The sequence below is a fragment of the Cedecea sp. P7760 genome (assembly GCF_013386425.1).
In the GTDB taxonomy this organism is placed as follows: Bacteria; Pseudomonadota; Gammaproteobacteria; order Enterobacterales; family Enterobacteriaceae; genus Cedecea; species Cedecea selenatireducens.
In genome coordinates this window covers 140724-155099 of the sequence record NZ_JACARU010000015.1, presented here as the reverse complement: position 1 = coordinate 155099, position 14376 = coordinate 140724, and the positions used below count along the sequence as shown (strand labels likewise).

10 protein-coding genes are annotated in these 14376 nt (G+C 57.8%); 7 read left to right on the top strand and 3 right to left on the bottom strand.

Annotation, left to right across the window (positions count from 1 at the left end; genetic code table 11):
* The first annotated feature begins 18 nt into the window (after positions 1-18).
* Positions 19-1077: a Gfo/Idh/MocA family protein gene (locus HX778_RS06240; RefSeq protein WP_176981530.1), complete on the top strand. Its 1059-nt coding sequence runs from the start codon at positions 19-21 to the stop codon at positions 1075-1077.
* A gap of 81 nt (positions 1078-1158) precedes the next feature.
* Positions 1159-2178, top strand: a complete 1020-nt coding sequence (locus HX778_RS06235; protein WP_154188442.1) for an NAD(P)-dependent alcohol dehydrogenase — start codon at positions 1159-1161, stop codon at positions 2176-2178.
* 34 nt (positions 2179-2212) lie between these two features.
* Here HX778_RS06235 and HX778_RS06230 read toward each other — a convergent pair whose 3' ends face one another.
* The gene (locus HX778_RS06230) at positions 2213-3853 is read right to left on the bottom strand and encodes a dihydroxyacetone kinase subunit DhaK (protein ID WP_176981529.1); all 1641 of its coding nucleotides are present in this window, start codon (positions 3851-3853) and stop codon (positions 2213-2215) included.
* Between the two features lie 136 nt (positions 3854-3989).
* On the opposite strand from HX778_RS06230, the gene HX778_RS06225 reads away from it, so the two are divergent.
* Complete coding sequence (locus tag HX778_RS06225; RefSeq protein WP_176981528.1) at positions 3990-5492, top strand: helicase HerA-like C-terminal domain-containing protein; 1503 nt, start codon at positions 3990-3992, stop codon at positions 5490-5492.
* A gap of 179 nt (positions 5493-5671) precedes the next feature.
* Positions 5672-6901: an amino acid permease gene (locus tag HX778_RS06220; protein ID WP_038478661.1), complete on the top strand. Its 1230-nt coding sequence runs from the start codon at positions 5672-5674 to the stop codon at positions 6899-6901.
* Between the two features lie 63 nt (positions 6902-6964).
* Here the strand turns inward: HX778_RS06220 and lptG are convergent, their stop codons facing one another.
* Together lptG and lptF are read right to left on the bottom strand one after the other, a co-directional pair.
* Complete coding sequence (lptG, locus tag HX778_RS06215) at positions 6965-8044, bottom strand: LPS export ABC transporter permease LptG (protein WP_038478658.1); 1080 nt, start codon at positions 8042-8044, stop codon at positions 6965-6967.
* Positions 8045-9145, bottom strand: coding sequence for an LPS export ABC transporter permease LptF (gene lptF / locus HX778_RS06210; RefSeq protein ID WP_038478655.1), 1101 nt, complete (start codon positions 9143-9145; stop codon positions 8045-8047).
* A gap of 274 nt (positions 9146-9419) precedes the next feature.
* Between lptF and pepA the strand changes: the two genes are divergently transcribed.
* The 3 genes from pepA (at position 9420) to HX778_RS06195 (ending at position 14369) form a co-directional block, all read left to right on the top strand.
* Positions 9420-10931, top strand: coding sequence for a leucyl aminopeptidase (pepA, locus tag HX778_RS06205; RefSeq protein WP_038478652.1), 1512 nt, complete (start codon positions 9420-9422; stop codon positions 10929-10931).
* A 117-nt stretch (positions 10932-11048) separates the two neighbouring features.
* Entirely contained in the window at positions 11049-11507 is a 459-nt protein-coding gene (locus HX778_RS06200) for a DNA polymerase III subunit chi (RefSeq protein ID WP_038478649.1), read from the top strand.
* A 6-nt stretch (positions 11508-11513) separates the two neighbouring features.
* Positions 11514-14369 carry a valine--tRNA ligase gene (locus HX778_RS06195; protein WP_176981527.1) on the top strand — a complete coding sequence of 952 codons (2856 nt, stop codon included), beginning with the start codon at positions 11514-11516 and terminating at the stop codon, positions 14367-14369.
* Positions 14370-14376 lie beyond the last annotated feature (7 nt).

Here is a 14376-nt window from a genome sequence, read left to right as displayed (position 1 = left end):
TACCCACCGGAGTCCCCCATGCCCAACCCAACCACAACACCCTCCATGCGAGTCGCCATCATCGGGCCGGGGCAGATCGCCGAGAACGTTCACGCGGCTTACTACGCTACCAATCCATCGCTGACGTTGGCGGCGGCCTGCGGGCGCGACCTTGCGCGTACTCAGGCGTTTGCGGATAAGCTCGGCATTCCGGCGGCGTATGACGATGTCGGGCAGATGCTGCGTGAAGCGAAGCCGGAGATCGTCAGCGTTTGCTCGCCCAATATTCTGCACTACGAGCACGTGATGCAGGCGCTGGAGGCCGGTTGCCATGTGCTTTGCGAGAAGCCTCCGGCGATGACGGTGGCCCAGGCCGACGAGATGCGGCGGGCGGCGCAAAAGGCGAATCGGGTGCTGGCCTACAATTTCCACCATCGCTTTGCGCTGGACAGCGCCCTGCTGCGCGAACAGGTTCAGGCCGGTGAGCTGGGCGATGTCTATGTCACCACGGCGAAAGCCCTGCGCCGCAGCGGCGTGCCGTCGTGGGGGAATTTCATCAGCAAGGATTCGCAGGGCGGCGGCCCGCTGATCGATCTCGGCATCCATATGCTGGACGCCGCGCTTTATGTGCTCGGCTTCCCAAAGGTGAATCGGGTGATGGCCCACAGCTTCCGCAAGCTGGGCAACAGTAAAAATAGCGGCCAGTTTGGTGAGTGGGACCCGGCTCTTTATACAGTGGAAGACGCGCTGTTTGGCGTGGTCGAGTTCGAGGGCGGCGGCATTCTGCGGCTGGATACTTCTTTTATCCTCAACGTGGAAGAAACCTCGCAGATGAACATCGAGTTCTGCGGCGAACGCGCCGGTGCCACACTGTTCCCGGCGCATATTTACCATGATCGAGACGGCAAGCTGGAAACGCTCCAGCGCCGCGAAGCCGCCGACGATCGCCGCCATTTTCGTGCCATGGAGAGCTTTGTGCGCCGCGTTCAGGGCGAGGCGGCAATGGTGGCCGATGCCGAACAGGGTTATGTGGTGCAGCAGATCGTCGCCGCGCTTTATGCTTCGGCTGAACAGGGCGGTGGCTGGGTAACGCTTTAGCGCATCAGGGCACATTCCACCAGGTTCCGGTCTCGCGCAATGTTCTAAACTGGTTGCAGAGCCAACACAGAGGAAGAGCGAATGTCTGTCATCAAAAGTTATGCCGCGCCAAAGGCCGGTGCGGAGCTGGAGCTTCAGGATTTCGACGCGGGCGATCTGCTGCCGGAAGATGTCGAAGTTAAGGTCGAATACTGCGGTATCTGCCATTCGGATCTGTCGATGATCGACAACGAATGGGGGTTCTCGCAGTATCCGCTGGTCGCCGGGCATGAGGTGATTGGCCGCGTGCATGCGCTGGGCTCGGCGGCACAGAGTAAAGGGCTGAAAGTTGGGCAACGCGTGGGCATCGGCTGGACGGCGAGAAGCTGCGGCCACTGCGACGCCTGTATCAGCGGCAGCCAGATCAACTGCCAGCAAGGTAGCGTGCCGACCATCGTGAACCGCGGCGGCTTCGCCGATAAAATTCGCGTGGACTGGCAGTGGGCGATCCCGCTGCCGGAGTCCATCGATATCGAGTCCGCCGGGCCGCTGCTGTGCGGCGGCATCACGGTGTTTAAACCGCTGCTGATGCACCACATCACCGCCACCAGCCGCGTGGGCGTGATCGGCATCGGCGGCCTCGGGCATATCGCCATCAAGCTGCTGCACGCCATGGGCTGCGAGGTGACGGCGTTCAGCTCTAACCCGTCCAAAAAAGAAGAAGTGCTGGCGATGGGCGCGGATAAAGTGGTGAACAGCCGCGATCCGGAGGCGTTAACCGCGCTGGCGGGCCAATTCGATCTGATCATTAATACCGTCAATGTCGATCTGGACTGGATGCCGTACTTCAAAGCGCTGGCCTGGGGCGGCAACTTCCACACGGTTGGCGCGGTGATGAAGCCGTTCGAGGTGCCGGCCTTCACCCTGATTGCCGGGGACCGTAGCATCTCCGGGTCGGCAACCGGCTCCCCGCACGAGCTGCGTTCGCTGATGAAGCTTGCGGGCCGGGCAAAGGTTCAGCCGCAAATCGAGCTGTACCCGATGTCGAAAATCAACGAGGCCATCCAGCACGTGCGCGACGGCAAAGCCCGCTACCGCGTGGTGCTGAAGTCAGACTTCTGATGTGATAAAGGCTCCCAATCGGGAGCCTTTTTAGTTACTTCACCAGCCCGGCAAATACCGCCGCCACGGCGACGGCTCCGGGGTCTTTCACCCCATCCAGGTTATCGCTGTTCACGTAGGACGAGCGCCCGGCGTTGGCTTTTTGCATCTTCGCCGTGTCGTCCGCGCCTTTCTCTGCTGCCTTTGAAGCGGCCTTCAGATCTTTATCTCTCAATGCCTCCAGCGCCGGTTCCAGAGCGTCGATCAGCGTTCTGTCGCCCAGGTCCGCGCCGCCGTAGCGCTTCATCTGCGCCAGGCCAAACAGCAGGGACTCGGCCAGCGGCTGCTTCTCGCCCACTTTCTGCCCGGCGGCGGTGAAGAAGATAGACATCAGCACCCCGCTGGAACCGCCCATCACCGTTGCCAGCCGCTCGCCCACCAGCCCCAGCAGCGCGGCGGCGTCGTTCAGCGGCAGCTTGCCTTTGTCGTTAAGGTTCGCAATGTCGCGCGCGCCTTCGGCAAAGGTTGAGCCGGTATCGCCATCGCCCACTTTGGCGTCCAGCGCGTTGAGGTGGTTTTCCTGCCCGATAAGCGTTTTGGTCACGCTCGCCACCAGGGCTTTCACTTCGTCGTTAGCGGAAGGCTTCACTTCGCGATCTTCGCGGATAGCGCTCTGCTTCTGCTCCGGCATCTTGTGGTACTTCACCATCGGCTGCCAGCCTGCGGTTTCCACGTCTGACTCCAGCGCCTGTATAAAGTCCGGGGTCAGCTTAATGGTGGAGAGCGAAAAACCTTTCATATCGAGGGCGCTCACCAGCGGCGCGGGGCCGATCAGGTATTTGATCTGTGAGCCAAGATCAGAGTGCATCAACTCTTTGGTCAGCAGCGCCATCTCCAGCGACGAGACGCCGCCGAGGTTGTTGATCAGCACCGCCAGGTCGCTCTCCTTGCCGGTGGCTTTACGCAGATGCTTAGCCAACGTGGCAATCACCTCTTTGCTGTTTTGGCTATCCACCGTGCTGGCGCCCGGCTCGCCGTGAATGCCCAGCCCAAGCTCGACGTGGCCGCCCTTAATGCGCCCTTCTGCCTCATCGCTGCCCGGCAGGTTGCAGGTTTGCATCGCCACGCCCATGCTGGCAATGCTGTCGCAGGCTTTTTGCGCGATGTCCCGAACTTCGCCGAGGGATTTGCCCTGCTCTGCGGCAAAGCCCGCAATTTTATGCACTAATGCCGTGCCGGCTATGCCGCGCGGCTGTTTGTTATCCGGCAGCGAGATGTCGTCGCCGACGATCACCATCTCGACCTTCAGGCCGTGTTTTTTGGCTTTTTCGGCAGCAAGGCCAAAGTTCAACCTGTCGCCGGTGTAGTTTTTGACGATCAGCAGGCAGCCACGGTCGCCGGTGACGCCCACGATGGCGTTCAGCACCGCGTCCACGCTCGGCGAAGCAAACAGGTCGCCGCATACCGCCGCGGTCAGCATCCCTTTTCCAACAAAGCCTACGTGCGCCGGTTCGTGGCCGGAGCCGCCGCCGGAGATAATCGCCACTTTGCTTTTGTCCCAGTCGCTGCGAGCGACCACGCGAATCGCCGGATCTATATCCAGGCGCACAAGGTTGCGGTAGCGGGAACTTACAATCACGCCTTCGATGGCATCGTTGACCAGTTGCTTACGATCGTTATAAAAGAATCTGGACATAGCTTTCCCTGGTTTTGTGTGAAGTCTGCCAAGCATAGCCCTTTGGCGGGTCGACGAGGTAAACATGGGAAGATCCTGATGCTCAATTTGTGCGGAAAGCTATGCTTTAGACAAATGTTGCCACAGGGAAACGCTGATGACTGAACCACTGCTGATTGCCAGAACTAAAGAGACTGAACTGCATATTCTGCCCAACATGGCGAACCGCCACGGGTTAATCACCGGCGCGACCGGGACGGGCAAAACCGTGACGCTGCAAAAGCTGGCTGAGTCATTCTCGGAGATCGGCGTGCCGGTGTTTATGGCCGACGTGAAGGGAGATTTAACCGGCGTCGCCGAAGAAGGCGCTGAGTCTGAAAAGCTTCTCGCGAGGCTGGCCAATATCGGCGTAACGGACTGGTCGCCGCACGGCAATCCGGTGGTGCTGTGGGACATCTTCGGCGAGAAAGGCCACCCGGTTCGCGCCACCGTGTCTGACCTCGGGCCTCTGCTTTTAGCTCGCCTGCTGAACCTGAACGACGTGCAAAGCGGCGTGCTGCAAATCATCTTCCGCATCTCGGACGACCAGGGCCTGCTGCTGCTGGACTTTAAAGATCTACGCGCCTTAACCCAGTACATCGGCGACAACGCCAAATCCTTCCAGACGCAGTACGGCAATATCAGCAGCGCTTCCGTGGGCGCTATCCAGCGCGGGCTGCTTTCCCTTGAGCAGGAGGGTGCAGAGTATTTCTTCGGCGAGCCAATGCTGGATATTAAAGACTGGATGCGAACCGACTCAAACGGCAAAGGGATCATCAATATTCTGTCGGCGGAAAAGCTCTACCAGATGCCGAAGCTTTACGCCGCCAGCCTGCTGTGGATGCTGTCCGAGCTTTACGAGCAGCTCCCGGAAGCGGGCGATCTCGACAAGCCGAAGCTGGTGTTTTTCTTCGACGAGGCGCATTTACTGTTTAGCGATGCCCCGCAGGTTCTACTGGATAAAATCGAGCAGGTGATTCGCCTGATCCGCTCGAAAGGCGTGGGCGTGTACTTCGTGACGCAAAACCCGGCGGATATTCCAGACATGGTCCTCGGCCAGCTCGGCAACCGCGTGCAGCATGCCCTGCGCGCCTTTACGCCAAAAGACCAGAAGGCGGTGAAAGCGGCGGCACAGACCATGCGGGCGAATCCGGCTTTCGATACCGAAAAGGCTATTCAGGAGCTGGGCACCGGCGAGGCGCTGATTTCCTTCCTCGACGCCAAAGGCAGCCCGACGGTGGTCGAACGCGCGATGGTGATCGCCCCTTGTTCGCGCATGGGGCCGGTGACGGACGACGAGCGTAACGGCCTGCTGAATCATTCCCCGCTGTACGGCAAATATGACGAAGTGATTGACCGGGAATCGGCCTACGAAATGCTGCAAAAAGGCGTGCAGGCCGCGGGCGATAAGCAGGATGCGCCGCCGGCCAAAGGCCAGAGCGTGGAGGTGGACGACGGGATCCTCGGCGGGCTAAAAGATATTCTGTTTGGCAGCACCGGGCCGCGAGGCGGCAAGCGCGACGGCGTGGTGCAAACGATGGCGAAGAGCGCGGCGAGGCAGGTCACAAACCAGATTATTCGCGGCGTGCTGGGCAGTATTATGGGAGGGCGTAAGCGGTAGTTTCCGTCATTCCCCCCTCACCCTAACCCTCTCCCTCCAGGGAGAGGGGACTTTCCCTTTCAACCCTTTCCCCGATAGTTGGTAATAAAACCTGCAATAACAGCCACATGACTCACCAGGTCAGTTTTGTGCTAGATTACGCCGGTTTTTAGAAATCAGTCAGAAGAAAAGATTAAATAATGCGCAAATTCTGGACAAAAGAAGAAACTTTGTGGAGTTTCGCCTTATATGGTACTGCCGTTGGCGCAGGAACCCTTTTTCTCCCTATTCAGCTCGGCTCCGCCGGGGCTATCGTTCTCCTCCTTACGGCGTTGATTGCCTACCCGCTGACCTACTGGCCACACCGGGCGCTCTGCCAGTTCATCCTGTCGGCGAAAACGTCGGGCAGCGGCGGCATCACCAGCGCCGTGACCCACTACTACGGCAAAACCATCGGCAACCTGATAACCGGGCTCTACTTCGTCGCGTTTTTTGTGGTGATCCTGATTTATGCCGTCGCCATTACCAACTCGTTGATCGAGCAGCTGGCCAAACACGGGCCGATTACGACCACGGTCAGGGTGCTGGTGAGCCTCGGCGTCGTTGCGGCGCTGAACCTGATCTTCCTGATGGGGCGGCAGGTGACCATCAAAGTGATGGGGTTCCTGGTGTTCCCGCTGATTGCTTACTTCCTGTTTTTATCGCTGTATTTGACCAGCAGCTGGCAGACCTCGTTGTTGACCGAAGGCCTGGTGCTCGACCGCCACGCGTTGGGTGAGATCTGGATGTCGATTCCGGTGATGGTCTTTGCCTTCAGCCACACGCCGATTATTTCTACCTTTGCGGTGGCCCAGCGCGAAAGCCATGGCGAAGGGGCGATGAATAACAGCAAGAAAATCATGCGCGTCGCCTATTTTGTGATTTGCTGCAGCGTGCTGTTCTTCGTCTTTAGCTGCTTCCTGTCGATTCCGGCTCAGGATATTACCGCTGCGAAGGCGCAGGGCCTGACTATTCTGTCCGCCCTGTCGATGGTGCCGGGCACGCCTGCATGGCTGGGCATTTCAGGCTTTATCGTCGCGATAGTGGCGATGTCCAAGTCGTTCCTGGGCACCTATTTTGGCGTGATTGAAGGGGCGACGGCGATTGTTAAGTCCACGCTGGGCGCGGCGGGTATGAGCCGAAGTCGGGCTTTCTGCCGGGCGCTTTCTATTACCCTGATTTCGCTGCTGACCTTCGTGGTGTGCTATATCAACCCGAATGCGCTGGCGATGATTTACGCCATCAGCGGGCCGCTCATCGCGCTGATTCTGTTTATTATGCCAACCCTGTCGACTTATCTGGTGCCTGCGCTTAAGCCGTGGCGTTCGCTGGCGAATCTGCTGACGCTGATTGTCGGGATTTTGTGTGTGTCGGTGATGTTTATTCACTGATTCCCCTCACCCCGGCCCTCTCCCCAAAAGGGAGAGGGGGGTAAAGAAAGGTGAGGGTAAAACTTATCCCGCTCTTTTCGTCAGCATCCAGAGGCTGATCAGCAGGAAGGTCACGCTAGGCAGCAGCGCGCCGACAATCGGTGGGATGTTGTAAACCAGCGTTAGCGGGCCGAAGACCTGATCCAGCACGTAGAAAATAAAGCCGAAGCTTATCCCCGTCACCACCCTCACGCCCATCGGCACGCTACGCAGTGGGCCAAAGATAAACGACAGCGCCATCAGCATCATGACCGCTACCGAGACCGGAGCGAAAATCTTGCTCCACATATTCAGCTGGTAGCGTCGGGAGTCCTGACCGCTGGTTTTCAGGTACTTCGTGTAATCGTACAGGCCGCTGATTGACAGTGAATCCGGGTCCAGCGCCACAACGCCAAGCTTGTCCGGCGTCAGGTTGGTTTTCCACTCGCCGCTGACGGTTTGTGAGCCGGTGATCTGCTTTGGATCGGAGAGGTTAGACTCGTCAACCTGCGACAGGCGCCAGACTTTATGCTCAGCGTCGTACTTCGCCGCCGCCGCATTACGTACCGAAAGCAGGCGACGCTCGCCGTTGAAGTGATAAATCATGATGCCGGCAATTTCAGAATCATTGTTCACATGATCGATATAAACGAAGTCGTGGCCATCTTTCGCCCAAATAGCGTTGGTCGTGGAAAGCAGAGAGCCACCCAGCAGCATTTGGGCACGATAGTTACGCGCCATCTGCTCACCCTGCGGAGCTACCCACTCGCCGATTGCCATGGTCAACAGCACCAGCGGGATCGCCGTTTTCATCACCGAGGAGGCGATCTGCATGCGGGTAAAGCCAGAAGCCTGCATCACCACCAGTTCGCTGCGCTGAGCCAGCATTCCCAGCCCCAGCAGCGCGCCTAATAACGCAGCCATCGGGAAGAAAATCTGAATATCTTTCGGCACGCTGAGCAGGGTATACATTCCAGCGCCCGCCGCAGAATAAGAGCCCTGCCCCGTTTTCTTCAACTGGTCAACGAACTTAATGATCCCCGACAGCGATACCAGCATAAACAGCGTCATCATGATGGTGTTTAGGATGGTTTTACCGATGTAACGGTCAAGTACACCAAACATTTAAGCCGCTCCTTTGTAGCTAAAGCGGGCACGCACTTTGCGCATCGGTACCGTATCCCACAGGTTCAGGACGATAGCCAGCGCCAGATACGTCAGGTTCACTGCCCACATCCAAATCATCGGATCCAGCTTCTCCTTTGCCCCACTAGAGCGTAGCGAGCTTTGCAGCAGGAAGAAGACCAGATACAACAGCATGGCCGGTAGCATAGATAACACACGCCCCTGACGCGGGTTTACCACGCTCAGTGGGACAACCATCAGGGCCATAAGAATCACTGACATGATAAGCGTCAGCCGCCAGTGCAGCTCGGCGCGTGCGGAAGGATCAGGGCTGTTCCAAAGCTCACTCATGCTCATCTGGCTGGTATCGGATGGGTCCAGCATTACCGCCTGATGGCCTATCACGGCCTGGTAATCTTTGAAATCAGTAATGCGGAAGTCGCGCAGGGTAGAGGTCCCTTCAAAGCGGGTGCCGGTATTTAACTTAACGACCTGAGTGCCGTCCGGACGCTGGAAGATTTGGCCTGAATCTGCAACCACGACAGAGGGACGCGTGTTGCCCTTAGGACGCATCTGGGCAAGGAATACATCTTTAAATTCTTTCCCCTTCGCGCTTTCGATGAACAGCACCGCGTTACCGTCCGTCGCGACCTGGAACTGCCCCTGCGCCAGCGCGGCCATGCCCGGGTTGGCTCTGGCTTCAGCCAGCACTTCGTCCTGATGACGAGCGGACCACGGGCTCAGCCACATGACGTTCACGGTGGCCACAATGCCGGTGAAGAGTGCAAGTACCATCGCAGCTTTTACCAGTACCGCTTTACTCAGACCGCAGGCATGCATTACCGTGATTTCACTCTCGGTGTACAAACGCCCAAGCGTCATCAGCAAGCCGAGGAAAAGGCTCAAGGGGAGAATTAGCTGCGCCATTTCGGGCACCCCTAATCCAAGCAGAGAAAGCACCAGATTTGTCGGGATTTCGCCATCGGCGGCAGCGCCCAGGATCCTTACCAGCTTCTGAGCAAAGAAAATCAGCAGCAGGATAAAAAGGATCGCCAGCTGGCTCTTAAGCGTCTCCCGAACCAGATATCTTATGATAATCACATTAAATACGCCTGTGAAAACGAGTCTTTTTGCAGGAAAATTGCTTGTTTCATCGCTTATACGTCATTTATTCTCTTTAATCGTCGAAAACATCGCTAAGATTAGATAGCCCGGCGAACTCGCATAACGGGACGATGTTCAGACATAATAGAAAACGTAGATCCATTCGTTAAGATTAACACGAAGTCATCGCAACAGCGGAGATGAGTTACGAAAGCTTGCAATTCTAGCCTGTAGCCCCCGCCGTTGTCTTTAAGATTCAGGAGCGTAGTGCATGGAGTTCAGTGTAAAAAGCGGTAGCCCCGAGAAACAGCGTAGTGCCTGCATCGTTGTGGGAGTCTTCGAACCGCGTCGCCTGTCCCCGATCGCAGAACAACTCGATAAAATCAGCGATGGCTACATCAGCGCGCTTCTGCGCCGTGGTGAGCTGGAAGGAAAACCAGGGCAAACCTTGTTGCTTCATCACGTGCCAAACGTGCTGTCTGAACGCATTCTGCTGATTGGCTGCGGCAAAGAGCGCGAGCTCGATGAGCGCCAGTACAAGCAGGTGATTCAGAAAACAATCAATACGCTTAACGACACCGGTTCAATGGAAGCCGTCTGCTTCCTGACCGAGCTGCACGTTAAAGGCCGCAACACCTACTGGAAAGTGCGCCAGGCGGTTGAGACGGCGAAAGAGTCGCTGTACAGCTTCGATCAGCTGAAAACCAACAAAACCGAACCACGTCGCCCGCTGCGTAAAATGGTATTCAACGTGCCAACGCGTCGTGAGTTGACCAGCGGTGAGCGCGCAATTCAGCACGGCCTGGCCATCGCTTCCGGCATCAAAGCCGCGAAGGATCTTGGCAACATGCCGCCAAATATCTGTAACGCCGCTTACCTGGCCTCTCAGGCTCGTCAGCTGGCGGACTCGTTCAGCAAAAACGTGGTCACCCGCGTGATTGGCGAACAGCAGATGAAAGAGCTGGGCATGCACTCCTACCTTGCGGTAGGTGAAGGCTCGCAGAACGAATCACTGATGTCGGTGATTGAATATAAAGGCAATGCGTCCCCGGATGCTCGCCCAATTGTGCTGGTCGGCAAAGGCTTAACCTTCGACTCCGGCGGTATCTCCATCAAACCTGCCGAAGGCATGGATGAGATGAAGTACGACATGTGCGGCGCCGCTTCCGTTTACGGCGTGATGCGCATGGTTGCCGAGCTGAACCTGCCGGTGAACGTGATTGGCGTGCTTGCAGGCTGTGAAAACATGCCGGGCGGCCGCGCCTATCGTCCGGGTGACGTGCTGACCACCATGTCCGGCCAGACCGTTGAAGTGCTGAACACCGACGCCGAAGGCCGCCTGGTGCTTTGCGACGTGCTGACCTACGTTGAGCGCTTCGAGCCGGAAGTGGTTATCGACGTCGCTACCCTGACCGGCGCCTGCGTGATTGCCCTTGGCCACCACATCACCGGCCTGATGTCGAACCACAATCCGCTGGCGCACGAGCTGATTAGCGCGTCCGAGCAGGCGGGTGACCGCGCATGGCGCCTGCCAATTGGCGACGAGTACCAGGAACAGCTGGAGTCCAACTTTGCCGATATGGCAAACATTGGCGGCCGTCCTGGCGGGGCGATTACCGCGGCATGCTTCCTGTCTCGCTTTACCCGTAAGTACAACTGGGCTCACCTGGACATCGCCGGCACCGCATGGCGCTCCGGCAAGGCAAAAGGTGCAACCGGTCGTCCTGTCGCCCTGCTGTCTCAGTTCCTGCTGAACCGCTCCGGATTTAACGGTGAAGAGTAATTTGTAAAACTGACCCTCACCCTGGACGGGCGTAAAAAACTCCGTTTGGTTCCCTCGCCCCTTTGGGGAGAGGGTTAGGGTGAGGGGCAACAACATTCAACTTAACAAGCTGGTCTCATGAAAAACGCAACGTTTTACCTGCTGGATAACGACACTCACGCCGATGGGCTCAGTGCCGTGGAACAGCTGGTGTGCGAGCTGGCAGCGGATAGATTCCGTGCAGGTAAGCGGGTGCTGGTCGCCTGTGAGAACGAGCAGCAGGCGATTCGCCTCGACGAAGCGCTCTGGCAGCGAGATGCCCAGGCATTCGTCCCGCACAATCTGGCAGGTGAAGGCCCGCGCTACGGCGCGCCGGTTGAGCTGGCATGGCCTCAGCGCCGCGGCAGCGCCCCTCGAGATCTTCTGATTAGCCTGTTGCCGCAGTTCGCAGATTTTGCCACCGCTTTCCTGGAAGTGATAGACTTCGTACCTTACGAAGAATCCCAGAAACAACTGGCCCGCGAGCGCTACAAAGCGTACCGCGTTGCCGGTTTCCACTTGACTACGGCGACCTATACCCCGCCGGGAACGACATAGCAGACAATGGAAAAGACATATAACCCGCAAGATATCGAACAGCCGCTTTACGAGCACTGGGAACAGCAGGGCTACTTCAAACCGAATGGCGACACCAGCCAGGAAAGCTTCTGCATCATGATCCCACCGCCGAACGTCACCGGCAGTTTGCATATGGGTCACGCCTTCCAGCAAACCATCATGGACACCATGATCCGTTACCAGCGCATGCAGGGCAAAAACACCCTGTGGCAGGCGGGCACCGACCACGCCGGTATCGCGACCCAGATGGTTGTAGAACGCAAAATCGCCGCCGAAGAAGGTAAAACCCGCCACGATTACGGCCGTGATGCGTTCATCGACAAAATCTGGCAGTGGAAGGCAGAGTCCGGCGGCACTATTACCCGTCAGATGCGTCGTCTCGGTAACTCCGTAGACTGGGAGCGCGAGCGCTTCACCATGGACGAAGGCCTGTCCAACGCGGTGAAAGAAGTGTTCGTCCGCCTGTATAAAGAAGACCTGATTTACCGTGGCAAACGCCTGGTAAACTGGGACCCGAAACTGCGCACCGCGATTTCCGACCTCGAAGTTGAGAACCGCGAGTCCAAAGGCTCCATGTGGCACCTGCGTTACCCGCTGGCCGATGGCGCGAAAACCGCAGACGGTAAAGATTACCTGGTGGTCGCCACCACTCGCCCGGAAACCGTACTCGGTGACACCGGCGTGGCCGTTAACCCGGAAGATCCGCGCTACAAAGACCTGATTGGCAAATTCATCGTTCTGCCGCTGGTTAACCGCCGCATTCCTGTCGTTGGCGACGAACACGCCGATATGGAAAAAGGCACCGGCTGCGTGAAAATTACGCCTGCGCACGACTTCAACGACTACGAAGTTGGCCGCCGCCACCAGCTGCCAATGATCAACGTTCTGACCTTCGACGGCGATATCCGCGAAGCGGCAGAAGTTTTCGATACCAACGGCGAAGAGTCCGACGTTTATGCGTCCGACATCCCGGCAGAGTTCCAGAAACTGGAACGTTTTGCCGCGCGTAAAGCCGTGGTTGCGAAGTTCGACGAACTTGGCCTGCTTGACGAAATCAAACCGCACGACCTGACCGTCCCTTACGGCGACCGTGGCGGCGTAGTTATCGAGCCAATGCTGACCGACCAGTGGTACGTGCGTACCGCGCCGCTGGCAAAAGTGGCGGTAGAAGCCGTTGAGCAAGGCGACATCCAGTTCGTGCCTAAGCAGTACGAAAACATGTACTTCTCCTGGATGCGCGATATTCAGGACTGGTGTATCTCCCGTCAGCTGTGGTGGGGTCACCGTATCCCGGCCTGGTACGACGCAGAAGGCAACGTGTTCGTTGGCCGCAACGAAGCGGAAGTCCGCGCCGAGAACAACCTGGGTGCCGACGTTGAGCTTCACCAGGACGAAGACGTGCTGGATACATGGTTCTCCTCTGGCCTGTGGACCTTCTCCACCCTGGGCTGGCCGGAAAATACCGAAGCGCTGCGCACCTTCCACCCGACCAGCGTCATGGTCAGCGGCTTCGACATCATCTTCTTCTGGATTGCCCGCATGATCATGCTGACCATGCACTTCATCAAAGATGAAGACGGCAAGCCGCAGGTGCCGTTTAAGACCGTCTACATGACCGGCCTTATTCGCGATGACGAAGGCCAGAAGATGTCAAAATCCAAAGGCAACGTTATCGACCCGCTGGACATGGTGGACGGCATTTCTCTGGAAGATCTTCTCGAGAAACGTACCGGCAACATGATGCAGCCTCAGCTCGCGGAGAAAATCCGCAAGCGCACCGAGAAACAGTTCCCGAACGGCATCGAGCCACACGGTACCGACGCCCTGCGCTTCACCCTGGCAGCGCTGGCCTCTACCGGCCGCGACATCAACTGGGACATGAAGCGCCTGGAAGGCTACCGTAACTTCTGTAACAAACTTTGGAACGCCAGCCGCTTCGTGCTGATGAACACCGAAGAGCAGGATTGCGGCTTCAACGGCGGTGAAATGGTGCTGTCTCTGGCCGATCGCTGGATTCTGGCCGAGTTCAACCGTACCGTGAAAGCGTACCGTGAAGCGCTGGACAGCTACCGCTTCGACATCGCCGCCAACATTCTGTACGAGTTCACCTGGAACCAGTTCTGTGACTGGTACCTGGAGCTGACCAAGCCGGTCATGAACGCTGGTACTGAAGCGGAACTGCGCGGCACCCGTAATACGCTGGTGAACGTGCTGGAAGGCCTGCTGCGCCTGGCGCACCCGATCATTCCATTCATCACCGAAACCATCTGGCAGCGCGTGAAAGTGCTGAAGGGCATTACCGCAGACACCATCATGCTGCAAGAATTCCCGGCCTACGATGCGTCTCAGGTTGATGAAGCGGCCTTCGCGGATACCGAGTGGCTGAAGGACGTGATCACCGCGGTGCGTAACATTCGCGCCGAGATGAACATTGCCCCAGGCAAGCGTCTGGACGTGCTGCTGCGCGGCTGTAGCGAAGAGGCGATTCGTCGCGTGAGCGAAAACCGCACCTTCCTGCAGAACCTGGCTCGTCTGGAAAGCATCACTATTCTGCCTGTCGATGACAAAGGTCCGGTTTCCGTGACCAAGATTATCGATGGCGCAGAGCTGCTGATCCCGATGGCCGGCCTGGTTGATAAAGCCGCGGAGATCGAGCGTCTGGCGAAAGAAGTCGTGAAGATCGAAATCGAAATCGGCAAGATCGAAGGCAAGCTGTCCAACGAAGGCTTTGTGGCCCGTGCCCCGGCTGACGTTGTCGCCAAAGAGCGCGAGCGTCTCGAAGGCTTTGCCGACGCCAAAGCTAAGCTGATTGAACAGCAGGCGGTTATCGCCGCCCTGTAATCAGTCG